Source organism: Streptomyces sp. ME19-01-6 (assembly GCF_033793745.1).
GTDB lineage: Bacteria > Actinomycetota > Actinomycetes > Streptomycetales > Streptomycetaceae > Streptomyces.
Window position 1 is genome coordinate 1 of record NZ_JARAXF010000032.1, and the last position, 23,224, is coordinate 23,224.

Sequence of the window (23,224 nt, forward strand, 5' to 3'; positions counted from 1 at the left end):
GTTCCGCATGCCGATCTTCACCTGGAACGTGCTGCTCACCGGTGTGCTGGTGCTGCTGGCCTTCCCGGTGCTGGCCGCCGCGCTGTTCGCCCTGGAGGCCGACCGTAAATTCGGGGCGCATGTCTTCGACGCGGCCAATGGCGGCGCATTGCTCTGGCAGCACCTCTTCTGGTTCTTCGGCCATCCAGAGGTGTACATCATCGCGCTACCGTTCTTCGGAATCGTCTCCGAGATCATTCCGGTCTTCTCGCGCAAGCCGATGTTCGGTTACATCTCGCTGATCGGTGCGACCATCTCGATCGCGGGCCTTTCGGTGACGGTGTGGGCGCACCACATGTATGTCACGGGCGGCGTACTGTTGCCGTTCTTCTCCTTCATGACATTCCTGATCGCGGTGCCGACCGGTATCAAGTTCTTCAACTGGCTCGGCACGATGTGGAAGGGGTCGCTGAGCTTCGAGACCCCGATGCTGTGGACGATCGGCTTCCTGATCACCTTCACCTTCGGTGGTCTGACCGGTGTCATCCTGGCCTCGCCGCCGATGGACTTCCACGTCTCGGACTCGTACTTCGTGGTGGCGCACTTCCACTATGTGGTCTTCGGTACGGTCGTCTTCGCGATGTTCGCCGGATTCCACTTCTGGTGGCCGAAGTTCACCGGCAAGATGCTCGACGAGCGCCTGGGCAAGATCACCTTCTGGACGCTGTTCATCGGCTTCCACGGCACGTTCCTGGTGCAGCACTGGCTCGGTGCCGAGGGCATGCCGCGACGGTACGCCGACTACCTGGCGGCCGACGGCTTCACCACGCTGAACACCATCTCGACCATCAGCTCGTTCCTGCTCGGTCTGTCGATCCTGCCGTTCTTCTACAACGTCTGGAAGACCGCCAAGTACGGCAAGAAGGTCGAGGTCGACGACCCGTGGGGCTACGGCCGCTCGCTGGAGTGGGCGACCTCCTGCCCGCCGCCGCGGCACAACTTCGTCACGCTGCCCCGCATCCGCTCCGAATCCCCGGCGTTCGACCTGCACCACCCGGAGATCGCGGCGCTCGACCAGCTTGAGAACTACGGGGCCGCCGCGTCCGACGACAAGGCCCTCGCGGGTGGCAAGGAGGCCGGCAAGTGAAGGTCCAAGGCCGGATGTTCATCTGGCTCGCCGTCTTCATCCTCATCATGGCGATCGTGTATGGGGTGTGGTCGAAGGAGCCCGCCGGTACCACGGCGCTCTTCCTGGCCTTCGGGCTGAGCGTGATGATCGGCTACTACCTCGCCTTCACCGCCCGCCGGGTGGATGTCGGGGCGCAGGACAACAAGAACGCGGATGTCGCGGACGACGCCGGCGAGCTGGGCTTCTTCTCCCCGCACAGCTGGCAGCCGCTCTTCCTGGGGATCGGTGGCGCCCTGGCCTTCATGGGCGTGATCTTCGGCTGGTGGCTGCTGTACTTCTCCGCTCCGGTCATCATGGTCGGTCTTTTCGGCTGGGTGTTCGAGTACTACCGCGGTGAGAACCAGAACCAGTAACCGGTCAGCCACCGGGCCCCGTTGAACCGGGCCCGAGCGGGGCCCGGACACCTTCTCCAGGTGTCCGGGCCCCGCTGCGTTGTCTCCCCGGTTCCCTGGTTCCCCGGCTCTCCGGTTCACTCGACTGCCTCATTCCGCGAGCCGTCCGGGACCGGTCTTCTTAGCTTGTGACCATGAGCCACACACCTCGATCACCCCGATCCCGGACGGTGCTCGGCTGCGCTCTGCTGCTGGCACCCCTGATAGCGACGGGGCTCACCGGATGCGGCGGCCCCTCCTCGGACCCGCTGGCGGCCAAGCCGTACGACGCGGCCGACCAGGTCGCCTTCAACGGCGTGGGCGGCTCCCACAAGGCCGACCCCGACAAGCCGCTGGAGGTCACGGCCAAGGGCGACGACAGCCGCATCACCGACGTCACGGCGACCGACTCCGCGGGGCGGTACGTACGCGGGGAGCTCACGCCCGACGGCAAGCGCTGGCGCAGCACCGTGCCCCTGGCGGCGGGAACCCACTACACGCTGCGGGTGAGCACGGAGGACGCCCACGGGTCGCCGGGGCGCCGGACCATCGGCTTCGACACCTCGGGGGCCGAGAGCAGGCTGCGGGTCACCTTCGGCCCCGACGCCGGCACCTACGGGGTGGGGCAGCCCATCACCGCCTCGCTGAACGCGCCGGTCAAGGACGCCTCGGCGCGGGCCGTGGTCGAGCGCGCCCTGAAGGTGGACTCACAGCCCGCGGTGGACGGCGTCTGGCACTGGGTGGACGACCGGACCCTGCACTACCGCCCGCGCGACTACTGGCCCGCGCACGCCACGATCGACGTGCACGCCAACCTCAAGGGCATCAGGGTCGCGAGCGGCCTGTACGGCGCGTCCTCCAAGCCGCTGCGGCTGCGCACCGGCGACCGCCTCGAGGCCATCACCGACTCCGGCACCCACCAGATGACGGTGCTGAGGAACGGCCAGGCGGTCCGTACCATCCCGATCACCACCGGCATGCCCGGCTTCGACACCCGCAACGGCATCAAGGTGGTCCTCGCCAAGGAGTCCGCGGTACGGATGACCGGGGCCAGCATCGGCCTCGGCAACTCCTACGACCTGATGGTCCACTGGGCCGCCCGGGTGACCTGGAGCGGCGAGTACGTCCACGCGGCGCCCTGGTCCGTCGGCTCGCAGGGCGCGGCCAACGTGAGCCACGGCTGCACCGGCATGAGCACCGAGAACGCGCACTGGTTCTTCGACACCGTGCGCCTCGGCGACATCGTCAAGGTGGTGAACAGCCACGGCTCGATGATGACGCCGTTCGACAACGGCTTCGGCGACTGGAACATGACCTGGGACAAGTGGCGCGCAGGCAGCGCCGTGGCCGCCGGACGGCCCGACGGCAGCACCCCGGCCGACTCGGCCAGGCTGCGGCCACAGGTGTAGGACCGGCCGGTCGACCAGGACTGACTGCCAGGGGTGACGCGTCAGGCGTCAGGCATCCACGGAGCGCCGCTGGCGCAACAGCCCCGCCAGCGAGTCCGCGAGGGCCACCGGGTCGATCGGATGGGTGACCGCGGCCTCGGCGCGGCTCCAGGTGGCCAGCCAGGCGTCCTGCGGGCGGCCGATGAGGAGCAGAACCGGAGGGCAGCGGAAGATCTCGTCCTTGATCTGCCGGCAGACCCCCATGCCGCCCGCGGGCACCGCCTCGCCGTCCAGCACGCATACGTCGATACCGCCGTCCTCCAGCGCCGAGAGGACGGCGGGGAGGGTCGCGCACTCGACGAACTCCACGGGCGGGACGTCAGGGGCGGGCCGGCGCCCGGCCGCGAGCCGGACCTGCTGGCGGGTGCCCGAGTCATCGCTGTAGACCAGCACCGTGGCGGTCGGCTGCATCGTTCCTCCGCGTTACATGGGTGGACTCCTGGCGCGGATGCTACTCCGGTACAGCCCTGGGGAGGAGGGGGCGTACAGACCCCTCCCTCCTTCGAGGGACCGGCCGACGGCCGTTCACAACCGGCCGTACGAGCAGCATCGATGCCCTTGACACTCCGAACGGTACCCCCGGGAGTGAGGGCGGGATAAGCGACCGACATAATGTCGGTCGTGGCGACAGCAACAGCAGTAGATACCGGGCACGCGCACCCATCGGTCAACCGGCCGAACCTCACCAGCGTCGGAACCATCATCTGGCTGAGTTCCGAGCTGATGTTCTTCGCGGCCCTCTTCGCGATGTACTTCACCCTGCGATCGGTGACCGGGGCAGAGCACTGGAAGGAAATGGCGTCCGCGCTGAACTTCCCGTTCTCCGCGACGAACACCACGATCCTGGTGCTCTCCTCCCTCACCTGCCAGCTCGGTGTCTTCGCTGCCGAGCGCGGTGACGTGAAGAAGCTGCGCACCTGGTTCGTGATCACCTTCATCATGGGCGCGATCTTCGTCGGCGGTCAGATCTTCGAATACACCGAACTGGTCAAGCACGAGGGTCTGTCGCTCTCGTCCGACCCGTACGGCTCGGTGTTCTACCTGACCACCGGCTTCCACGGACTGCACGTGACGGGCGGACTCATCGCCTTCCTGCTGGTCCTGGGCAGGACGTACGCGGCCAAGAGGTTCACCCACCAGCAGGCGACGGCGGCCATCGTGGTGTCTTACTACTGGCACTTCGTCGATGTCGTCTGGATCGGCCTCTTCGCCACGATCTACATGATCAAGTAATCCGGTCGCCGCACCGGCACCACGTCCTAAAGCATCGACGCAGAAGATCCTGACACCGGGGTAATCCGTGAAAAAGCTCTCCGCACGACGGCGCCATCCGCTGGCTGCGCTCGTCGTCCTACTCTTCGCGCTGGCGGTCACTGGGGGGCTGTACGCCGCGTTTTCGCCGAGCGAGGCGAAGGCCGATGACAGCTCCGCCCAGTCCCTCGCCATCGAGGAGGGCAAGAAGCTCTATGCCGTCGGCTGCGCCAGCTGCCACGGCACCGGCGGTCAGGGTACGACCGACGGTCCGAGCCTGGTCGGCGTCGGCTCCGCCGCCGTGGACTTCCAGGTCAGCAGTGGCCGCATGCCCGCGCAGCAGCCCGGCGCCCAGGTGCCCAAGAAGAGGAACATCTACTCGGACGCCCAGATCCAGCAGCTGTCCGCGTACATCGCCTCGCTCGGCCCCGGCCCGGTGACGCCCACCAAGGAGCAGTACGACCCCGCGGGCGCCAACATCGCCGAGGGCGGTGAGCTCTTCCGGACCAACTGCGCGCAGTGCCACAACTTCGTCGGCAAGGGCGGCGCCCTGACCAACGGCAAGTACGCGCCGTCCCTCGAGGGCGTGTCCCCCAAGCACCTCTACGAGGCCATGCAGACGGGCCCGCAGAACATGCCCTCCTTCCCGGACACCACGCTGCCCGAGGAGAAGAAGAAGGCCATCATCGCGTACCTGGACACGGTCAACAGCGACAAGACCGAGACCCCCGGCGGTATGGAGATCGGCGGCCTGGGCCCGGTCAGTGAGGGTCTGTTCGGCTGGATCTTCGGTATGGGGGCCATGATCGCCCTGACCATCTGGGTCGCCGCCCGGACCGCAAAGGCCAAGAAGTCATGAGTAGCCACGACATTTCACAAACAGAAGACAACCTGCCACATGAGCGGGAAGCCGCGGAGGGCGGCGCGGTAGAGGCGGCCGACAACCCGTTCGCCGACCCGGGACTGCCCCCGCACGAGCACCGCCAGCAGGACATCGACGAGCGCGCCGCGCAGCGCTCCGAGCGCACGGTCGCGCTGTTCTTCACGGTCTCGATGCTGGCGACGATCGCCTTCATCGCCTCGTATGTGGCCTTCCCGGTCGACAAGATCATCTATGTCTTCCCGATCGGCCACATCAGCGCGCTGAACTTCTCGCTGGGCATGTCCCTCGGCATCGCGCTGTTCACCATCGGCGCGGGCGCGGTCCACTGGGCCCGCACCCTGATGTCGGACGTGGAGATCGCCGACGAGCGCCACCCGATCGAGGCCGAGCCCGAGGTCAAGGCCAAGGTCCTGGAGGACTTCCGGGCCGGCGCCGCCGAGTCCGGGTTCGGCCGGCGCAAGCTGGCCCGCAACACCCTCTTCGGCGCGCTGACGTTGGTGCCGCTCGCGGGCCTGGTGCTGTTGCGCGACCTCGGCCCGCTGCCGGGGGACAAGCTCCGGCACACCAAGTGGGCCAGGGGCAAGCGCCTGATGAACTACAACACCGGCGGGGCGCTGCGTCCCGAGGACATCGCGGTCGGCTCGCTCACCTTCGCCATGCCCGAGGGCATGCACGAGTCGGACCACGACTTCCAGACGCAGATCGCCAAGGCGGCCCTGATGCTGGTCCGGCTGCAGCCGGGGAACATCAAGGACAAGCGCGAGCTGGACTGGTCGCACGACGGCATCGTCGCGTTCTCCAAGATCTGCACCCACGTCGGCTGCCCGATCAACCTGTACGAGCAGCAGACGCACCACGTCCTGTGCCCGTGCCACCAGTCGACGTTCGACCTCTCCGACGGCGGCCGCGTGATCTTCGGCCCGGCCGGGCATGCCCTGCCGCAGCTGCGGATCGGCGTCAACAAGGACGGTTACCTCGAAGCCAAGGGCGACTTCGCGGAGCCCGTCGGTCCTGCTTTCTGGGAGCGCGGATGAGTACTGCAACTGAAACGCAGCGGGGCCGCAAGGCCCCCGCGGGCGAGCGCGTCGCCGACTGGGCCGACGGCCGGCTGGGCGTCTACAGCCTGGCCAAGGCCAACATGCGCAAGATCTTCCCGGACCACTGGTCCTTCATGCTGGGTGAGGTCGCGCTCTACAGCTTCATCATCATCATCCTCACGGGTGTGTATCTGACGCTGTTCTTCCACCCCAGCATGGAAGAGGTCGTGTACCACGGCCCGTACGTCCCGATGCAGGGCGTGCGGATGTCCGAGGCGTTCGCCTCGACGCTGGACATCAGCTTCGAGGTGCGCGGCGGTCTGCTCATCCGGCAGATCCACCACTGGGCCGCGCTGATCTTCCTCGCCGCGATGCTCGTGCACATGATGCGCGTGTTCTTCACCGGCGCGTTCCGCAAGCCGCGCGAGATCAACTGGCTGTTCGGCTTCCTGCTGTTCTTCCTCGGCATGCTGACCGGCTTCACCGGCTACTCGCTCCCCGACGACCTGCTCTCCGGCACCGGTCTGCGGTTCATCGAGGGCGTGTTCCTGTCGATCCCGGTCGTGGGTACCTACATCTCGATGTTCGTGTTCGGTGGCGAGTTCCCCGGGATGGACCTGATCCCGAGGCTCTACCCGGTCCACGTCCTGCTGCTGCCGGGCATCATGCTCGGTCTGCTGGTGGCGCACCTGATCCTGGTCTTCTACCACAAGCACACGCAGTACCCGGGGCCCGGCAAGACCGAGAAGAACGTGGTCGGCATGCCTCTGCTGCCGGTCTACATGGCCAAGGCGGGCGGCTTCTTCTTCCTGGTCTTCGGTGTGATCGCGATCCTCTCCGCGGTCGCCACGATCAACCCGATCTGGGCCATCGGCCCGTACCGGCCGGACCAGGTGTCCACCGGAGCCCAGCCCGACTGGTATATGGGCTTCGCCGAGGGCCTGGTCCGTGTGATGCCCGGCTGGGAGATCAACGCCTGGGGCCATACGCTCGTCCTGGGCGTGTTCATCCCGATCGTGCTCTTCCCGCTGGTCCTGTTCGCGATCGGGGTCTACCCCTTCATCGAGTCCTGGATCACCGGCGACAAGCGTGAGCACCACATCCTGGACCGTCCGCGCAACGTCCCGACCCGGACCGCCTTCGGCGTCGCCTGGCTGACCGCCTACCTGGTGATGCTGGTCGGTGGTGGCAACGACCTGTGGGCCACCCACTTCCACCTGTCGATCAACTCGATCACCTGGTTCGTCCGGATCGGCTTCTTCGTCGGCCCGGTGCTGGCCTTCATCGTCACCAAGCGGATCTGCCTGGGTCTGCAGCGGCGCGACAAGGACAAGGTGCTGCACGGACGCGAGACCGGCATCATCAAGCGGCTGCCGCACGGCGAGTTCATCGAGGTGCACGCGCCGCTCTCGCAGGAGGACCTGCACACGCTCACCCAGCATGAGCAGCCCAAGCCGCTCGAGGCCGGCCCCGAGGTCGACGAGAACGGTGTCCGCCGGAAGATAAAGCGGTCGCAGAAGCTCCGGGCCAAGCTGTCCAAGGGCTACTACGGCGGGGACAACGTGATCCCCAAGCCGACCGCCGAGGAGTACAAGGAGATCACCAGCGGCCACGGCCACCACTGATCCCCTCAGCGAACACCTCAGCCGTACGCCACACCAGGGCCCCGGCCCGGACCACACGGTCCGGGCCGGGGCCCTGGGCCATGTACGGGTCCGGGTCCGGGCCGCGTGCCCCGCCCGCGCCGATAGGCTTGCCGGGGGCCGCTGAAGTGCGCGGACCCTCCCTGCCCAGCCGAGATCCAGGAGCGGACCATGGACGTTGTGACCCCAGCCGGAGGCGACAACCGCGCGACGGCCCGCACCTGGCCGGACGTACTCGACTCGCTGCTGCTCGGCCACGACCTCAGCGCCGACGACACCGCCTGGGCCATGGACCGGATCATGCGAGGTGAGGCCACCGACGTTCAGATCGCCGGCTTCGCGGTCGCGCTGCGTGCCAAGGGCGCGACGGTGAAGGAAGTGTCCGGGCTGGTCAGAACCATGTACGAGCATGCGAACGTGATCGAGGTCCCCGGGGCGACGGTCGACATCGTGGGCACCGGAGGCGACCGCGCCAAGACGGTCAACATCTCCACGATGTCGGCGCTCGTGGTGGCGGGCACCGGCGCCAAGGTGGTCAAGCACGGCAACCGCGCCGCGTCCTCCGCCAGCGGCTCCTCCGACGTCCTCGCGAAGCTCGGCGTCAACCTGGACCTCTCCCCGAGGCGGGTGGCCGAGGTGGCCGAGGAGGCCGGCATCACCTTCTGTTTCGCCATGCACTTCCACCCCGCGCTGCGCCATGTCGGGACCGCGCGCAGCCAGCTCGGCATCGCCACCATCTTCAACTTCCTCGGCCCGCTCACCAATCCGGCCCGGGTACGCGCCCAGGCCACCGGGGTCGCGGACGCCCGCATGGCGCCCATCCTGGCCGGTGTGCTCGCCGAACGAGGCTCCTCCGCGCTGGTCGTCCGCGGCGACGACGGCCTGGACGAGCTGACCGTCACCTCGACCTCCCAGGTGTGGGTGGTCGAGGGCGGCACCGTACGGCAGGAGACCTTCGACCCGCGGGACGTCGGCATCGACCTGGCCCCGGTGGAGGCCCTGCGCGGCGCCGACCCCTCGTACAACGCGGATGTCGCCCGGCGGCTGCTGGCGGGGGAGCGCGGCCCGGTCCGGGACGCGGTGCTGCTCAACTCGGCGGCCGCGCTGGTCGCGCTGGAGGGCGGGATGGGCGACAAGCCCCTCACGGAGCGGATCGCGACGGGCATGGAGAAGGCCGCCGAGTCGATCGACTCGGGCGCGGCCCTGGCCTCGCTGGAACGGTGGGTGCTGGCCACCAACGCGTAGGTGCTCCTCACGGACCCCTGTCCGCCATGCGTCCGCATGGCGGACAGGGGTCTGAAGTTTGTGGCCGGGCATGGCATACTCCTGCGCAGGTCACGAGCGACAGCGATTTCGGCCCCGGCCCGCTGTCCGGCAACCCTCCGTCCGTGGCGGGGTGCCCCGGGTGATGACCAGGCCGCAGGCAATGAAGTCCGCGGCAAGCGCGGACCCCTCGCACGCTTCTGAATGAGCGTGGGGCCAGGGGTCCTGGTCGTCGAGGGAGTTCTTCCGTGATGCAGCGAATGCGCTAGGGCCGACGGCCCGCTTTTTCTCGATTTCCCTCAATCCGCGCGGCTCCGTCCGTGCGTTGAGTCTCTTTCCACGTGCCCGGCGGCGGGCTGCCGCCTGCGCGTGTGACGCATTCACCTCTTCGTCCTCCCGGGAGACTTCGCCATGTCCGCGACCGCTGCTGCCTCCGCCACCACTGCCTCCGCCACCACCGCCTCCGCCATCGCCACCTCCGCCTGTGCCCCGCTGCCCGTCCTCGGCCGCGACGTCCTCGTCCCGCTCGTCACCGGCGGCGAGGTCGACTACGCCGCGCTGGACTACGCCGCCAGCGCCCCCGCCCTGCAGCGGGTCTGGGACGACATCGCCGCCTACGCCCCGTACTACGGCAGCGTGCACCGGGGGGCCGGCTACCTCTCGCAGCTGTCCACCGACCTGTTCGAGAACAGCCGCAAGGACGTCGCCGCCTTCCTCGGCTGCCGCCCCGACGACCAGGTGATCTTCACCCGCGCCACCACCGACTCGCTCAACCTCCTCGCCGCCGCCCTCCCGCAAGGCACCCGGGTGTTCGTGTTCGAGACCGAGCACCATGCCTCGCTGCTGCCGTGGCAGCAGCGGGAGGGCGTCGAGGTCGGCTATCTGAGCGCGCCGCGCTCCCCGCGGCAGGCCGTCGAGGCGCTGGAGCGGGCGCTGATCGCCTGGCGGGCGGAGGAGCGAGCGGAGGACGGCGCGGGGACGGCGCTGGTGTGTGTGACCGGTGCGTCGAACGTGACCGGTGAGCTGTGGCCGGTGCGCGAGCTGGCGCGGGTGGCCCACGCACACGGCGCCCGGATCGTGCTGGACGCCGCGCAGCTCGCCCCGCACCACCCCGTGGACATCGCCGCCCTGGACGTCGACTGGGTCGCCTTCTCCGGGCACAAGCTGTACGCGCCCTTCGGGGCCGGCGTGCTCGCGGGGCGCGCGGACTGGCTGCGCGAGGCCCGGCCGTATCTCGCGGGCGGCGGGGCCAGCCGTAAGGTCACGCGTCAGGAAGACGGCGGGGTGGACGTGGAGTGGCACACCACCGAGGCCCGGCACGAGGCCGGCTCACCGAACGTCATCGGGGCGTACGCGATCGCCTCGGCCTGCAAGGCGCTGACCGAGGCCGGATTCGAGTCCCTGGTGGCGCGGGAGCGGCAGCTGATCGCCAAGGTCCGCGCGGGGCTGGCCGAGGTGCCCGAGGTACGCGTCCTGTCGCTGTTCGGCGACGACGCCCCCCGGGTGGGGGTCATCTCCTTCGTGGTGGAGGGCTGGAACAGCTCGCACTTCGCGGCCGCGCTCTCCGCGGAGTACGGCATCGGCGTGCGCGACGGCCTGTTCTGCGCGCATCCGCTGGTGCGCACCCTGCTGGGCGGCGAGCCCGGGGAGGCGGGCGAGTGCGGGGCCCCGGAGGCGGCGCCGGGGGAGCGGGCGCTGAACGCCATCCGGGTCAGCTTCGGCGCGGGCACCCCGGACGAGCACGTCGAGCGGTTCGTCGACGCGGTGAAGGAGCTGGTCCGGGACGGCGCGAAGTGGAGCTATCGCACCGAGGACGGGCGCTGCGTCCCGGACCGCGGCTGACGCGGCTGACAGCGCGGGAGCAGGGTTCAGCCGTCGAGGCCGATCGCGAAGGCGGCCTCGAGGTCGTGCTGGGAGTAGGTGCGGAAGGCGATGTGGGTCTCGGTGGAGGCCACGCCCGGCACCTTGCTGATCCGGCCCGGGATGACGTCCGCCAGGTCGTCGTGCCGGGCCACCCGCACCAACGCGATCAGATCGTGCGCTCCGGTGACCGAGTAGACCTCGCTCACGCCGTCGAGCGCGGCGATCTGCTCGGCGATCTCAGGGATCTGGTCCACGCTGGTCTTGATGAGCACGATCGAAGTGATCACGGCTGGCTTTCTCCCTCGCTGGACCTGACTGCCCCGCTCACTCTACGCGTCCGCCCGAAGCGGGCCCACGCGTAGAGGAACCCGAGGCTGAACCCCACGAGGTGGGCGAGGTAGGCGACGCCGGGGCGGTCGTCGGCCCCGCGGGCGGCCAGCCACTGCAGCGCGACCCAGAAGATCAGCACCACCCAGGCGGGGAAGCGCAGCGGCAGGAAGAACAGAAACGGGAAGAGGCTGGTCACCCGGGCCCGGGGAAACAGCCACAGAAAGGCGCCGAGGACCCCGGAGATGGCCCCGGAGGCGCCGACCAGGGACTGGGTGGAGCCGGCGTGCGCCGCCGCGTAGCCGAGCAGCGCCAGATAACCGGTGGCGAGGTAGAAGAGGGCGAACTGGATCCGCCCCATCCGCTCCTCGGCCATCGCGCCGAAGACGTACAGAAACAGCATGTTGCCGAGCAGGTGCAGCCAGTTGCCGTGGACGAACAACGCGGTCAGCGGGGTCAGCGGCTCGGCGGGCGCGCCGCTCCACAGCGCGCCGGGCACCACCCCCCAGCGCTCGAAGTAGCCCGTCTGGGCCCGTAGCAGCTCGCCCCCGGTGCCGTAGCCGGGGTTGAGGCCGGAGGCCGGCCCGAGGGCGAAGACCAGGCAGCAGGCGGCGATGAGGGCGTAAGTCATCAGGGGGCGGCCGGGCCCCTCCGACGTCTTAATCATGGGCAGATCATGGCGTACCGGGCACAACCTGCCCAGAGTGCCTCGCCGCCGCCGGGGGGCGGACCGGGGAGCGGCCGGGGAGGGCACCGGCCCCGGCGCGGGGCAGGGCTCAGGCCGTAGGGTTACAGCACGCCGAGTGCCACAGTGGAATGAAGACGAGGACGACGACGCCATGGCCGTGCCCCTGCCGACAGCCGAGACCCGCTGGCGCTGCACTCTGTGCGGCAATCTGACCCGGTTCGATGTGACGCGCTCGACCAAGGCCGTCGAATACGTCCATCTCGACCTGGGCGGGGAGCCCAGGGTCGAGGAGCGCGAGGTGGTCAGTGAGACCATTGAGTCGGTGCGCTGCCGCTGGTGCAACGCGGTCGACCAGATCGAGCTGGTCGACCGTCCGGGCGCAAGCGCGAGCGCCTGAGAACGGAGCGATGACAGGTGGTGGAGCGGACGGGCGACCCCGCGTCGGCCGGTGACGCCGAGGGTGTCGCCGAGGCGCTCGACCGCCCCCTGCCGGAGGGGGTCAGGCGCCGGGTCGTGGCCCTGGTGGCGGATGCCTTCGGCGGGCTGACGGTCACCGAGCTGCCCGCCCAGCTGCGGCAGTACGCCCGCTTCACCCCCACCCGCCGGGCGAAGTTCGCGGGCAACGCGATGGCCGCCGCCGTGGAATCCGACCCGGTTTTCCGGCAGCGGATCGCGGGACGGCTGCGGGAGACGCAGAAGGAGCTCGCCGAGGCCATCGAGGGCGGCTCGCCGCCGGCCGCGGCCGATCCGGTGGATGTCGCGGCGCTCGCCTATGTGCTGCGGCCGGCCGGCTGGGTCAAGCTGGTCGAGGCGGCGGGCGAGGAGGCGCAGCGGGCCCTGGCCGAGCGGGCCGGCGAGGAGGTGGAGCGCGAGCTGGGGCACCTCCGGGAAGAGCTCGCCGAGGCCCGGGCCGCGGCGCGCGCGGAGGCCGAGCGGTCCCGTGCCGAGCTGGAGGCGGCCCGCAAGGAATCGGACACGCTGCACCGGAAGCTGCGCAGCGCGCTCAGCGACGTCAAGCGCGGTGAGGCGGCGCTGCGCAAGGCCGCCTCCGAGCTGGAGTCCGTACGGTCGGCGGCCGCGGTGCGGCAGGCCACGGCGGAGGGCGAGGCGCGGCGGCTGCGGGCCCGGCTCGCGGAGGCGGAGTCGGCGCTGGAGGCCAGCCGGCGGGCGGCGCGCGAGGGGCGCAGCGTCGAGGACATGCGGGTGCGGCTGCTGCTGGACACGGTGCTGGACGCGGCGCAGGGGCTACGGCGCGAACTCGCCCTGCCGCCCGCGTCGATGCGCCCGGCGGACGCGGTGGAGGCGGTCGAGCCGGGCAAGATGACGCCGAAGGACATAGCGACCAGGGCGCTGTCGGAGATGGATCCCGCGCTGCTCGACCAGCTGCTGGCGCTGCCCCAGGCCCACTTGGTGGTGGACGGCTACAACGTCACCAAGACCGGCTATCCGACGATGCCGCTGGACAAGCAGCGGCTGCGGCTGCTGGGCGGGCTCGCGGTGCTGGCGGCCCAGACGGGCGCGGAGATGACCTGTGTCTTCGACGGGGCCGAGCTGGCCGCGCCGGTGCTGCTGGCGCCGCCGCGCGGGGTGCGGGTGCTGTTCAGCAAGCCGGGGGTGACCGCGGACGAGCTGATCCGACAGCTGGTGCGGGCCGAGCCGCCGGGCCGGCCGGTGGTCGTGGTCTCGACGGACCGCGAGGTGGCCGACGGGGTGGCCAAGGCCGGGGCGCGACCGGTCTCCTCCGCTCTGCTGCTCAAGCGACTCGCGCGTACCTGAGTGACTCCGGGCGACGCGCTGGGCGGCGCTCAGCAGGCCTCGGAGGGCCGTTGTTCGTCTGCGGAGCGTCAACCGACCGTTACGGTATGTGTGATGTTTGTAAAAGATGCGCTTGGAGACCGACTTTTTTGTCGGTGGGATTTGAACGGATCACGACGAGGTCACTAAGGTCGGCTCGAACCTCCGCGCGGTTGATCATCCATCCGGGATGGCAGCGGGGGTACCGCCGAGTCCGCGCGCTGTGTTCCGCGGAGCCGGGGTCTTGACCCCCACTCACCCGGTAGGCGGCTGGAGGAAGAAGGAGCTCGCCTTCGTGGCGTCCCACCGTCGACCCAAGCAGCCGAGCCGCACTCGGGTGACCGTCCTCACCGCGACCGCCGCCGCGGCCGTCGCCCTCACCTCCCAGGCCGCGCAGGCCGCGCCCAAGGCGGACAAGAAGGACGTCAAGGAGCAGGTCGACAAGCTCTACGAGCAGGCGGAGCAGGCGACCGAGAAGTACAGCGGCGCCAAGGAGAAGAAGGAGAAGCTGGAGAAGCAGGTCGGCGACCTGCAGGACAAGGTGGCGCGCGGCCAGGAGGACCTCAACAAACTCCGCAACGGCCTGGGTTCGATGGCCACCGCCCAGTACCGCTCCGGGGGCATCGACCCCTCCGTGCAGCTGCTGCTCTCCTCCGACCCGGACACCTATCTCGACAAGGCCTCCACGCTCAGCCAGCTGAGCGGCAAGCAGGCCGAGTCGCTGCGCAAGATCGCCGACAAGCAGCGCACGCTCAAGCAGCAGCGCGAAGAGGCGTCCACGAAGCTGCAGGACATCGAGGACACCCGCAAGGTCCTGGCGCAGAAGAAGAAGGAGATCCAGGGCAAGCTCTCCAAGGCCCAGCAGCTCCTGAACACCCTCACCGCCCAGGAGCGGGCCGCGCTCGCCGCCAAGGAGCGGGAGCGCGCCAACCGCTCCAACGAGCGCGTCAACCTGGGCAACGACGTGCCGGACTCGCAGCGCGCCGCCGCCGCGCTGGCCGCCGCCAAGACGAAGATAGGCTCGCCGTATGTGTGGGGCGCGACCGGGCCGTCTTCCTTCGACTGCTCCGGGCTCACCGGCTGGGCGTACGGACAGGCCGGCGTCTCCTTGCCGCGTATCTCGCAGGACCAGGCCAACGCCGGCACCCGCATCAGCCGCAGCCAGCTCAAGCCGGGCGACCTGGTGCTCTTCTACGGCGACCTGCACCACATAGGCCTGTACGCGGGCAACGGCCAGGTGCTGCACGCCCCCAAGCCCGGGGCCAATGTGCGCTACGAGTCGATGGACAACATGCCGTTCATGTTCGGCGTCCGGGTCTGAGCCCACCTCCCCCGAACCGTCCGTTCGGGGGAATTCCGGAAGGCCGAGCAACCTCCGCTGAACGTCCGCCCCGCCGGTGACCTGCGTCTCCGGCGGGGCGTCACGTTGTGTGCCCGTCACGCTTCTTGGACCGTGCGTGATCGTGCGGCTACTGTCTGCGCGCAGTTCACTGTGCTCGACACAGTGGGCTCCCCGACACAGCGGAAGGGAGTGCGGCTTCCCATGGCGTCCTGTCGCCGTTCCCCCCAGCCCGGTTCCTCGCAGCCCGGTTCACCTCAGGCCGGTTCCTCGCAGCCCGGCTCTGCGCGATCCGGCTCCGGCCGGGCCACCGCCCTGAGCCGGGTGACCGTCCTGACCGCCGCCTCGGCCGCCGTGGCCTCGGCGGCCGCGCTGTCGGCCGTGCCGGCCGGCGCCGAGCCGCGCGACCCCTCACCGGACACCACGGCCCCCCACGCCACCCCCGGCGCGGTGGAGCGGCTCTACGCGCAGGCGGAACGGGCCACCGAGCGCTACAACGCGGCCGAGGCGCACACTCAGGGGCTGCGCCGCCAGGTCGACCGGATCCAGGACCGCGTCGCCCGCGGCCAGGAGCGGCTCAACCGGATGCGGGTGGCGCTCGGCGCCCTCGCGGGCGGACAGTACCGGTCCGGCGGGGTCGACCCCGCCCTCGCGCTGATCCTCTCCGAGGACCCCGCCCACTACCTCGACAAGGCCGCCACCCTGCAACGGATCGGCAAGCGGCAGGCCGGACAGCTACGGGTCTTCGAGGGCGCCCAGCGGACGCTGCGCCAGCAGCGCGCGGAGGCGGCGGCCAGGCTCGCCCGGCTGGAGCACAGCCGCAAGGCCGTCATCCGCCACAAGCGGGCCGTGCGGCACAAGCTGGCCACGGCCCGTCGGCTGTTCAACGCCCTGCCGCCCGCCCAGCGCGCGGCCTATCTGCACGGCTCGTCCGCGGCGTCCCGGCCGGTCGGCGTGGCGGAGCTGCCGCCGTCCTCGCCGCGCGCGGCCACCGCGCTCGAGGCCGCGCGCCGGGCGGTGGGCCTGCCCTACGCGTGGGGGCAGGCCGGGCCCACGGCCTTCGACTGCTCGGGGCTGACCCAATGGGCGTACGGGCGGGCCGGGGTGGCGATCCCGCGCACCTCGCAGCAGCAGGCGTCCGCCGGGCACCCGGTGGCGCTGGGCCACATCCGCCCCGGCGACCTGGTGGTCTACCGCTCCGACGCGGGCCACGTCGGGATGTACGCGGGCAACGGACGGGTGATCCACGCGCCCTACCCGGGGGCGCGGGTGCGCTACGACCCGGTCGGGATGATGCCGATTTCCGCCATCACACGTGTCTGAAGCCACCACACGTGTCTGATAAGCGCGTCTGATTGCGAAGCGTCGGCCTCGTACGATCTACGACGTGGCGGGTAGGTGGTGGCCGGGCGGACGGCAGGCGGGCAGATGGCGGACGGGCAGGCTGTGGGCCAGGCGGTGGGCGGCGCTGTGCCTGGCCGCGCTCTGCGCCCTGTCGGCCGCCGCGCTCACCGGCTGCGGCACCGTCCAGGCCCCCGACGACGGCGCGGGGCGGGACGGGCGGGCCGTCCAGCAGCTGCTCGACCGGCGGGCCGCGGCGATCCGCGAGCGCGACACGGGCGCCTTCCTCGCCACTGTCGACCGGCGCTCCGCCCGCTATCTGGCCGAGCAGCGGCGGATGTTCGCGAACCTGGCCGCCGTCCCGGTGCGCTCCTGGACCTACCGCCTGGTGGACACCGGCGGCTTCGACCCCGCGCTGGGCGAGGGCCGCCGCCTCGCGGCCCGGGTCGAACTGCGCTACCGGCTGTCCGGATACGACACCGCGCCGGTCGTCACCGAGGAGTATCTGACCCTCGCCCAGCGGAGCGGGCGCTGGTACGTGGCCTCCGACGACGGCGAGGAGGACGGCCGGCGGACCTCCGTGCAGCTGTGGGACCAGGGCTCGGTGACCGCCGTGCGCGGCGAGCACAGCCTCGTCCTCGGCGTGGGCCAGGACCGGCGGCGGCTGCGCGAGGTGGCGGACCGCGCGGACCGGGCGGTGGGCGTCCTGCGGAAGGTGTGGCCCCACTCCTGGGCCGGGCGGGTGGTGGTGGAGGTCCCCGCCTCCCTGACCCGGATGGCCGCCCTGCTGGGCTCGTCCGCGAGCGGCTACCGCGGCATCGCGGCCGTCACCACCGGCGAGGCGGGGGGCAGCCGCCGTGCGGCCGCCGACCGCGTCATCATCAACCCCGAGGCGTACCAGAGCCTCGGCGACTTCGGCCGGAGCGTCGTGATCACCCACGAGACGGCCCATGTGGCCACCCGCGCCGCCACCACCGCCGCCACCCCGATGTGGCTCTCCGAGGGCTTCGCCGACTGGACGGGCTATCTCGGCACCGGCCGCGTCCCCCACGAGGTGGCCCCCGAGCTCGCCCGATCCGTCGAGGCCGGCCGCCTGCCGGACGCCCTTCCGGACGACAAGGCCTTCGGCTTCGGCGGCGACGCGGACGTCCTCTCCCAGGCGTACGAGGAGGGCTGGCTGGCCTGCCGCCTGATCGCGCGGAAGTGGGGCGAGGGGAAGCTGATCGAGTTCTACCGCGCGGTGGGCGAGAGCCCGCGCCGCGAGGGGGCGGTGGAGTCCGCGCTGCGCGAGGTGCTGGGCACGGACCTGGCCGGGTTCACCGGACAGTGGCGCACGTACGTGGGCTCCCAGCTCGATTAGGGAGCCCGATCAGGGGACTCGGGGAGGCTCAGGGGCTCAGGGGGCTTGTTCAGGGGGTGTCGGCCCCGGGCCGCGCCTCCAGCCGGTCCAGGGCGTCCGCGAGCCACCGCCGCTCCTCCGCGGTGGTCGCGCGGGCGATCCGCAGCATCCCCTCGCGGAAGACGTCCCCGGCCCGCTCCGCGCGCACCGGCTCGCCGCCCTCGTAGAAGAAGCTCGACGGGGCGTCCAGGAACGCCTGGCGGCGCCGCAGCACGGCTGCCTGCTCGGCCGGGTCCGGCAGGTGGCGGAGGAACGCGAGCAGCGTGAAGAAGCGCTGGCCGTCGGTGATCTCCACATCCTTGGGACCGCGCAGCCGGGACAGCAACTCGGCGCGGCCCGCGCGGGTGAGGGACAGCACCCGGCGAGGGGCGGCGCTCGCGCCCGGCTCGGTGCGCTGGTCCAGCAGACCGGCCTTCGTCAGCCGGGTGATCGCCGGGTAGAGCGCTCCGTCGCTCACCGGGCGGACATGGCCGCTCAGGGCCTTGATGCGCTCCTTGAGCTCGTAGCCGTGCAGCGGCTGGTCGTACAGGAAGCCGAGGATCGACAGCTCCAGCACCTTGGGTGACGTCCTTTCACTTGCCCACGCGACCGCGCCATGATACCTCTCATCGCGGTACCTCGATTAGAGGTATGGCTTGGGAGGGGAAGAAATGCCGCAGGAGACGCCGCACAAGGCACTGCCGAGGGAACACCGCCGCAGACTGGTGGGCCTGGCGTGCCCGGTCTACGGCGAACTGCTGGCCGGCGTGGTCGCCGGGATCGTCAACATGGTGTGGGTGGCCCGCCTCGGCGGACCGGCCGTCGCCGCCGTGGCCGTGGCCACCAACGTCGAGAACCTCGCGCTCGGCCTGATCCTGATGGCCGGCAGCGGCACCACCGTCCTGGTGGCCCGCGCCCGCGGCGCCCGCGACCCGGCGGCCCTGCGCACCGCCGTGCGCGGCGGCTGGGCGCTGTGCGCGCTGCTCACCCCGCCCGTCGCGGTCGGCGGCTGGGCGCTGCGCGAGCCACTGGCCCGCCTGGTGCTCGGCGGCGACGGCGGCGGTGCGGGCGGGGCGGCCCTCCGCCTCGCCGCCGACTACTTCGCCGTCTCCCTGCCCGGCCTCGCCGTCTTCTTCGCCCAGAACCTCCTCGACGGCGTCCTCAAGGGCGCCGGCGACACCCGCACCCCCATGCGCCTCGCCCTCCTCGCCAACGCGCTGATCCTCGTCCTCGACCCGCTCCTGGTCTTCGGCCTCTGCGGGCTGCCCGGGCTCGGCGTGACCGGCGCCGCCTGGGCCACCGTCGCCGGGCGCTCGGCCGCCCTCGCGGCCGGACTGGTGGCGCTGCGCCGTAACGGCCTGGGGTGCGATAGGGATCGGCGTCGCGACGCCCGGCACGGCCGCTCGCGGCGTTGCCGAAACGCCCTAGTAGCTCCGCTACGAGGACCTTCCGGCGCCTTGCGATCGACCGCACCGGACGCCGCTCCTTCTCCCGATCCCTACCGCACCCCAGGCCGTAACGGCCTGCTGCGCAAGGCCGCCGCGGCCCGTCCCGCCGGGCGCCTCCTGACCGCCCTGCGCGCCACCGCCGCCACCGGGCTGCCGATGGCCGCCGACTTCACGGCCCGGATGGCCGGTTCCCTGCTGCTGGTGGCCGTCGTGGCCCGGATCGGGGTGGCGTCCGTGGCCGCGTACGCCATCGCCACCAAGGCGATGTACGTGGCGACCATGTCCTTCTACGCGGTGCGCCAGGCCGCCGCCATCCACACCGCCCACACCCTCGGCGCCGGCCGCGACGCGCGCGCCGCCATCGCCCGCCAGGCCGCGCTGCTCGGCGCCGCGCTCGGCGCGCTCGCCGCCCTGGTGCTGCTGGCCGCCGCGCCGTGGGTGATGCGGGCGTTCGGCGCGCGCCCGGACGTCGCCGCGGCCGGCACGGCGTTTCTGCGCTGCCTGGGCCCTTACCTGGCCCTGCTGGGCTGCTTCATCGCACTGGGCGGCGTCTTCGAGGGGGCCGGGGGCAGCCCGCTGATGCTGCGCGTCACCCTGGCCGGCACGGCCGTCCAGCTGCCCCTGGCCCACGGCCTGTCCGGCTTCGGGCTGCCCGGGGTGTGCGCGGCCATGGCGCTGGCCGCGGCGCTCCAGTGCCTGGCCGTACTCGCCCTCTCCCGCCGCTTCACTCCACCACGGGCCCCCACCCGCCGGGCGGCGGAGCGCGCCGGGGTGCGCTGACCGGAGCCGGGCGGACGCGCCCGCGCCCGGTACGGTCGGCGGGGCCGGTACTGTCGGCGGCGATGGACAAGACCCTGATCGTCACCAACGACTTCCCGCCCCGGCCCGGCGGCATCCAGGCGTTCCTGCACAACATCGCGCTGCGCCTGGACCCCGAGCGGGTCGTCGTCTACGCCTCCACCTGGAAGCGCGGCCGGGAGGGCGCCGCGGCCACCGCCCGGTTCGACGCCGAGCAGCCGTTCCCCGTCGTCCGGGACCGTACGACCATGCTGCTGCCCACCCCCCGGGTGACCCGGAGGGCCGGCGAGCTGCTGCGTGCGCACGGCTGCACCGCGGTGTGGTTCGGCGCCGCCGCCCCGCTCGGGCTGATGGCCCCGGCGCTGCGCGGGGCGGGCGCCCGGCGGCTGGTGGCGACCACCCACGGGCATGAGGCCGCCTGGGCCCAGCTCCCCGCCTCCCGCGGGCTGCTGCGCCGGATCGGCGCGGGCGCCGACGCCCTCACCTACCTCGGCGAGTACACCCGCTCGCGGATCGCGGCGGCGGTCGGGCCCGAGGCAGCGGCGCGCATGGTCCAACTGACCCCCGGCGTGGACGAGAAGACCTTCCACCCCGATTCGGGCGGCGCCGAGGTCCGGGCCCGGCTCGGGCTCGCCGAACGCCCCGTCGTCGTCTGCGTCTCCCGGCTGGTGCCGCGCAAGGGGCAGGACACCCTCATCCAGGCCATGCCGCGGATCCTGGCGCGGGTCCCGGACACCGTCCTGCTGATCGTCGGCGGCGGCCCGTACGCCAAGGAGCTGCGCCGGCTGGCCGAGACCACCGGCGTCGCCGACTCCGTGCGCTTCACCGGCGCGGTCCCCTGGGAGGAGCTGCCCGCCCACTACGGCGCGGGCGACGTGTTCGCCATGCCCTGCCGTACCCGCCGCGGCGGCCTGGATGTCGAGGGCCTCGGCATCGTCTATCTGGAGGCGTCCGCGACCGGTCTGCCCGTCGTCGCCGGCGACTCCGGCGGCGCGCCGGACGCGGTCCTCGACGGCGAGACGGGCTGGGTGGTGCGGGGCGGCTCCGCCGAGCAGGCGGCCGAACGGATCGTCGCACTGCTCCAGGACCCCGAGCTGCGGCGCCGGATGGGGGAGCGGGGGCGCGCCTGGGCCTGGGAGCGCTGGCGCTGGGACCTGCTCGCCGAGCGGCTGGAGGGCCTGCTCCACAGCTGATCCACGGGAGCGTGGCACGCGGCCCGACGTGCGGGGCGGGTGCACGGCCTGGCGCACCGGAGCCGGTACGCCGCCGTGCCGCGCCGGGTCAGCGTTGGTAGAGCGCCTCGATCTCGGCCGCGAAGTCCTTGGCCACCACGTTCCGCTTGAGCTTCAGCGACGGCGTGACATGCCCGGAGTCCTCGGTGAACTGCGTGGCGAGAATGCGGAACTTGCGCACCGACTCCGCCTTGGAGACCGCCGCGTTCCCGTCGTCCACCGCCCGCTGGATCTCGGCCAGCAGCTCGGGGTCCTCCCGCAGGCCGGCCACCGTGGAGCCGGCCGGCTTGCCGTGCTCGGTCAGCCAGCGCGGCAGGAACTCCTCGTCGACGGTGACCAGCGCGCCGACGAAGGGGCGGCCGTCGCCGACCACCATGCACTCGGCGACCAGGGCATGCGCCCGGATCCGGTCCTCGATCACCGCCGGGGCCACGTTCTTGCCGCCCGCGGTGATGATGATCTCCTTCTTGCGGCCGGTGATGGTGAGATAGCCGTCCTCGTCGAGGGTGCCCACATCGCCGGTGTGGAACCAGCCGTCGGACAGCGCCTCCGCCGTCGCCGCCTTGTTGTTCCAGTACCCGGTGAACAGGTGCTCGCCGTGCAGCAGCACCTCCCCGTCGTCCGCGATCCGGACCACCGTGCCCGGCATCGGCTGGCCGACCGAGCCGAGCTTCTGCCGGTCCCACGGGTTGAAGGTGGTCGCCGCGCAGGACTCCGTCAGGCCGTACCCCTCCAGCACCGTGAAGCCGATGCCCCGGTAGAAGTGGCCGAGCCGGGCGCCCAGCGGGGCGCCGCCGGAGATCGCGTGCGTGGCCCGGCCGCCCAGGACGGCCCGCAGCTTGCTGTAGACCAGGCGGTCGAAGACCTTGTGCTTGACCTTGAGGCCGAAGGACGGCCCGGCAAAGGTGTCCAGCGCCTCGCTGTAGGCGATGGCGGTCGCGGCCGCCTTGTCGAAGATCTTGCCCTTGCCGTCGGCCTGCGCCTTCGCCCGCGCCCCGTTGTAGACCTTCTCGAAGACGCGCGGCACGCCCAGCACCAACGTCGGCCGGAAGGAGGCCAGTTCGTCGGTGAGCGTCTTGATGTCCGGGACGTGTCCGAGCTTGATCGGCGCCAGCACCGCCGCGATCTCCACCAGCCGCCCGAAGACATGCGCCTCGGGGAGGAAGAGCAGCACCGACGATTCGCCGGTCACGAAGATCGGCTTGAGGCGGGCCACCACATTGCCGCACTCGACGAAGAAGCTGCGGTGGGAGAGCACACAGCCCTTGGGGCGGCCGGTGGTGCCCGAGGTGTAGACGATCGTGGCCGGGGAGTCGGCGTTCGCGATGGCGCTGCGCTCGTCGACCACCGCGTCCGCGATGTCCGCGCCCAGCTTCCGCAGGGTCTCGACCGCCCCGCCGTCCTCGATCCGCCAGAGGCCCTTCAGCGCGGGCAGGGTGTCCCGTACGGACTCGATGGCGGCCTCGTGCGCGGCGGACTCCACCACGCAGGCGACCGCGCCCGAGTCGCCGAGGATCCACTGGGTCTGCTCGGCCGAACTCGTCTCGTAGACCGGCACCGTGACCGCGCCCGCGCTCCAGATGGCGAAGTCCAGCAGCGTCCACTCATAGCGGGTGCGCGACATCAGCCCGACCCGGTCGCCCGGCTCCACCCCGGCGGCGATCAGGCCCTTGGCCACGGCCCGCACCTCGGCGAGGAACTCGGCGGCGGTGACGTCCTGCCACTGGCCGTCGACCTTCCGGCCGACCACGGCGACCTCGGGATGGTGGGCGGCGTTGCGCCGGATGAGGTCCGTCAGATTCCCGTCGGCCGGAACCTCGTACAGGGCCGGAAGGCTGAACTCGCGCAAGACTGATGCTCCTCGTCGGGCGCCGGCGCCGCTACACGGGCAATGGGGGGTGGTGGACTGCCCGGACGTTACCGATGGGTATGGCATCTGGGATAGGGGGTCC

21 protein-coding genes and 1 riboswitch are annotated in these 23,224 nt (G+C 71.4%); of the genes, 16 read left to right on the forward strand and 5 right to left on the reverse strand.

Annotated elements, in window-relative coordinates; genetic code table 11:
* The 3 genes from PV419_RS42005 to PV419_RS42015 all read left to right on the forward strand — a co-directional run.
* The coding region (locus PV419_RS42005; RefSeq protein WP_319698109.1) for a cbb3-type cytochrome c oxidase subunit I at positions 1 to 1,126 on the forward strand (1,126 nt) is incomplete at its 5' end.
* The gene (locus PV419_RS42010) at positions 1,123 to 1,521 is read left to right on the forward strand and encodes a cytochrome c oxidase subunit 4 (protein WP_319698111.1); all 399 of its coding nucleotides are present in this window, start codon (positions 1,123 to 1,125) and stop codon (positions 1,519 to 1,521) included. The genes PV419_RS42005 and PV419_RS42010, both read left to right, overlap by 4 nt.
* 173 nt (positions 1,522 to 1,694) lie before the next feature.
* Positions 1,695 to 2,948 (forward strand): L,D-transpeptidase, encoded by a 1,254-nt coding sequence (locus PV419_RS42015; RefSeq protein ID WP_319698113.1) that lies wholly within the window; start codon positions 1,695 to 1,697, stop codon positions 2,946 to 2,948.
* Between the two features lie 48 nt (positions 2,949 to 2,996).
* On the opposite strand, the gene PV419_RS42020 is transcribed toward PV419_RS42015, so the two are convergent.
* Positions 2,997 to 3,398, reverse strand: a complete 402-nt coding sequence (locus PV419_RS42020) for a hypothetical protein (RefSeq protein WP_319698114.1) — start codon at positions 3,396 to 3,398, stop codon at positions 2,997 to 2,999.
* A 201-nt stretch (positions 3,399 to 3,599) separates the two neighbouring features.
* Between PV419_RS42020 and PV419_RS42025 the strand changes: the two genes are divergently transcribed.
* The 6 genes from PV419_RS42025 to PV419_RS42050 all read left to right on the forward strand — a co-directional run bounded on the left by PV419_RS42025 (position 3,600) and on the right by PV419_RS42050 (position 10,906).
* Positions 3,600 to 4,220, forward strand: a complete 621-nt coding sequence (locus PV419_RS42025) for a heme-copper oxidase subunit III (RefSeq protein WP_065958612.1) — start codon at positions 3,600 to 3,602, stop codon at positions 4,218 to 4,220.
* A 67-nt stretch (positions 4,221 to 4,287) separates the two neighbouring features.
* The gene (locus PV419_RS42030; RefSeq protein ID WP_319698118.1) at positions 4,288 to 5,097 is read left to right on the forward strand and encodes a c-type cytochrome; all 810 of its coding nucleotides are present in this window, start codon (positions 4,288 to 4,290) and stop codon (positions 5,095 to 5,097) included.
* Positions 5,094 to 6,155, forward strand: a complete 1,062-nt coding sequence (locus PV419_RS42035; protein ID WP_319698120.1) for a ubiquinol-cytochrome c reductase iron-sulfur subunit — start codon at positions 5,094 to 5,096, stop codon at positions 6,153 to 6,155. The genes PV419_RS42030 and PV419_RS42035 overlap by 4 nt, the downstream gene beginning before the upstream one ends.
* Complete coding sequence (locus PV419_RS42040; RefSeq protein ID WP_319698122.1) at positions 6,152 to 7,783, forward strand: cytochrome bc complex cytochrome b subunit; 1,632 nt, start codon at positions 6,152 to 6,154, stop codon at positions 7,781 to 7,783. Before PV419_RS42035 ends, PV419_RS42040 begins: the two co-directional genes overlap by 4 nt.
* A gap of 189 nt (positions 7,784 to 7,972) precedes the next feature.
* Positions 7,973 to 9,046 carry an anthranilate phosphoribosyltransferase gene (gene trpD / locus PV419_RS42045; protein ID WP_319698124.1) on the forward strand — a complete coding sequence of 358 codons (1,074 nt, stop codon included), beginning with the start codon at positions 7,973 to 7,975 and terminating at the stop codon, positions 9,044 to 9,046.
* 88 nt (positions 9,047 to 9,134) lie between these two features.
* A riboswitch (SAM riboswitch) is annotated at positions 9,135 to 9,252 on the forward strand.
* A gap of 223 nt (positions 9,253 to 9,475) precedes the next feature.
* On the forward strand, positions 9,476 to 10,906 hold the full coding sequence (locus tag PV419_RS42050; protein ID WP_319698125.1) for an aminotransferase class V-fold PLP-dependent enzyme: 1,431 nt from the start codon (positions 9,476 to 9,478) through the stop codon (positions 10,904 to 10,906).
* 26 nt (positions 10,907 to 10,932) lie between these two features.
* Here the strand turns inward: PV419_RS42050 and PV419_RS42055 are convergent, their stop codons facing one another.
* Positions 10,933 to 11,214: an Lrp/AsnC ligand binding domain-containing protein gene (locus tag PV419_RS42055; RefSeq protein WP_319698126.1), complete on the reverse strand. Its 282-nt coding sequence runs from the start codon at positions 11,212 to 11,214 to the stop codon at positions 10,933 to 10,935.
* Entirely contained in the window at positions 11,211 to 11,921 is a 711-nt protein-coding gene (locus PV419_RS42060) for a rhomboid family intramembrane serine protease (RefSeq protein WP_319698128.1), read from the reverse strand. The genes PV419_RS42055 and PV419_RS42060 overlap by 4 nt, the downstream gene beginning before the upstream one ends.
* A 172-nt stretch (positions 11,922 to 12,093) precedes the next feature.
* On the opposite strand from PV419_RS42060, the gene PV419_RS42065 reads away from it, so the two are divergent.
* The 5 genes from PV419_RS42065 to PV419_RS42085 all read left to right on the forward strand — a co-directional run bounded on the left by PV419_RS42065 (position 12,094) and on the right by PV419_RS42085 (position 17,776).
* Positions 12,094 to 12,339, forward strand: a complete 246-nt coding sequence (locus tag PV419_RS42065) for a hypothetical protein (RefSeq protein WP_319698276.1) — start codon at positions 12,094 to 12,096, stop codon at positions 12,337 to 12,339.
* 17 nt (positions 12,340 to 12,356) lie between these two features.
* The gene (locus PV419_RS42070; protein WP_319698129.1) at positions 12,357 to 13,718 is read left to right on the forward strand and encodes an NYN domain-containing protein; all 1,362 of its coding nucleotides are present in this window, start codon (positions 12,357 to 12,359) and stop codon (positions 13,716 to 13,718) included.
* A 313-nt stretch (positions 13,719 to 14,031) separates the two neighbouring features.
* Complete coding sequence (locus PV419_RS42075) at positions 14,032 to 15,057, forward strand: C40 family peptidase (protein ID WP_319698131.1); 1,026 nt, start codon at positions 14,032 to 14,034, stop codon at positions 15,055 to 15,057.
* A 372-nt stretch (positions 15,058 to 15,429) separates the two neighbouring features.
* Entirely contained in the window at positions 15,430 to 16,398 is a 969-nt protein-coding gene (locus tag PV419_RS42080; protein WP_415925498.1) for an NlpC/P60 family protein, read from the forward strand.
* A 145-nt stretch (positions 16,399 to 16,543) separates the two neighbouring features.
* On the forward strand, positions 16,544 to 17,776 hold the full coding sequence (locus tag PV419_RS42085; RefSeq protein WP_415925499.1) for a hypothetical protein: 1,233 nt from the start codon (positions 16,544 to 16,546) through the stop codon (positions 17,774 to 17,776).
* A 49-nt stretch (positions 17,777 to 17,825) separates the two neighbouring features.
* Here PV419_RS42085 and PV419_RS42090 read toward each other — a convergent pair whose 3' ends face one another.
* Positions 17,826 to 18,371: a PadR family transcriptional regulator gene (locus PV419_RS42090; protein ID WP_319698135.1), complete on the reverse strand. Its 546-nt coding sequence runs from the start codon at positions 18,369 to 18,371 to the stop codon at positions 17,826 to 17,828.
* 94 nt (positions 18,372 to 18,465) lie between these two features.
* On the opposite strand from PV419_RS42090, the gene PV419_RS42095 reads away from it, so the two are divergent.
* Both PV419_RS42095 and PV419_RS42100 read left to right on the forward strand, forming a co-directional pair.
* Positions 18,466 to 20,022 carry an MATE family efflux transporter gene (locus PV419_RS42095; protein WP_319698137.1) on the forward strand — a complete coding sequence of 519 codons (1,557 nt, stop codon included), beginning with the start codon at positions 18,466 to 18,468 and terminating at the stop codon, positions 20,020 to 20,022.
* 62 nt (positions 20,023 to 20,084) lie between these two features.
* Positions 20,085 to 21,233 (forward strand): glycosyltransferase family 4 protein, encoded by a 1,149-nt coding sequence (locus tag PV419_RS42100; protein WP_319698138.1) that lies wholly within the window; start codon positions 20,085 to 20,087, stop codon positions 21,231 to 21,233.
* An 88-nt stretch (positions 21,234 to 21,321) separates the two neighbouring features.
* On the opposite strand, the gene PV419_RS42105 is transcribed toward PV419_RS42100, so the two are convergent.
* On the reverse strand, positions 21,322 to 23,121 hold the full coding sequence (locus tag PV419_RS42105; RefSeq protein WP_319698139.1) for an AMP-dependent synthetase/ligase: 1,800 nt from the start codon (positions 23,119 to 23,121) through the stop codon (positions 21,322 to 21,324).
* Positions 23,122 to 23,224 lie beyond the last annotated feature (103 nt).

Coding starts and splice junctions, on each gene's coding strand:
- PV419_RS42015 (WP_319698113.1), top strand. CDS start 1,695: ATGAGCCACACACCTCGATCACCCCGATCCCGGACGGTGCTCGGCTGC.
- PV419_RS42020 (WP_319698114.1), bottom strand. CDS start 3,398: ATGCAGCCGACCGCCACGGTGCTGGTCTACAGCGATGACTCGGGCACC.
- PV419_RS42025 (WP_065958612.1), top strand. CDS start 3,600: ATGTCGGTCGTGGCGACAGCAACAGCAGTAGATACCGGGCACGCGCAC.
- PV419_RS42035 (WP_319698120.1), top strand. CDS start 5,094: ATGAGTAGCCACGACATTTCACAAACAGAAGACAACCTGCCACATGAG.
- PV419_RS42040 (WP_319698122.1), top strand. CDS start 6,152: ATGAGTACTGCAACTGAAACGCAGCGGGGCCGCAAGGCCCCCGCGGGC.
- trpD (WP_319698124.1), top strand. CDS start 7,973: ATGGACGTTGTGACCCCAGCCGGAGGCGACAACCGCGCGACGGCCCGC.
- PV419_RS42050 (WP_319698125.1), top strand. CDS start 9,476: ATGTCCGCGACCGCTGCTGCCTCCGCCACCACTGCCTCCGCCACCACC.
- PV419_RS42060 (WP_319698128.1), bottom strand. CDS start 11,921: ATGATTAAGACGTCGGAGGGGCCCGGCCGCCCCCTGATGACTTACGCC.
- PV419_RS42065 (WP_319698276.1), top strand. CDS start 12,094: ATGGCCGTGCCCCTGCCGACAGCCGAGACCCGCTGGCGCTGCACTCTG.
- PV419_RS42095 (WP_319698137.1), top strand. CDS start 18,466: ATGCCGCAGGAGACGCCGCACAAGGCACTGCCGAGGGAACACCGCCGC.
- PV419_RS42100 (WP_319698138.1), top strand. CDS start 20,085: ATGGACAAGACCCTGATCGTCACCAACGACTTCCCGCCCCGGCCCGGC.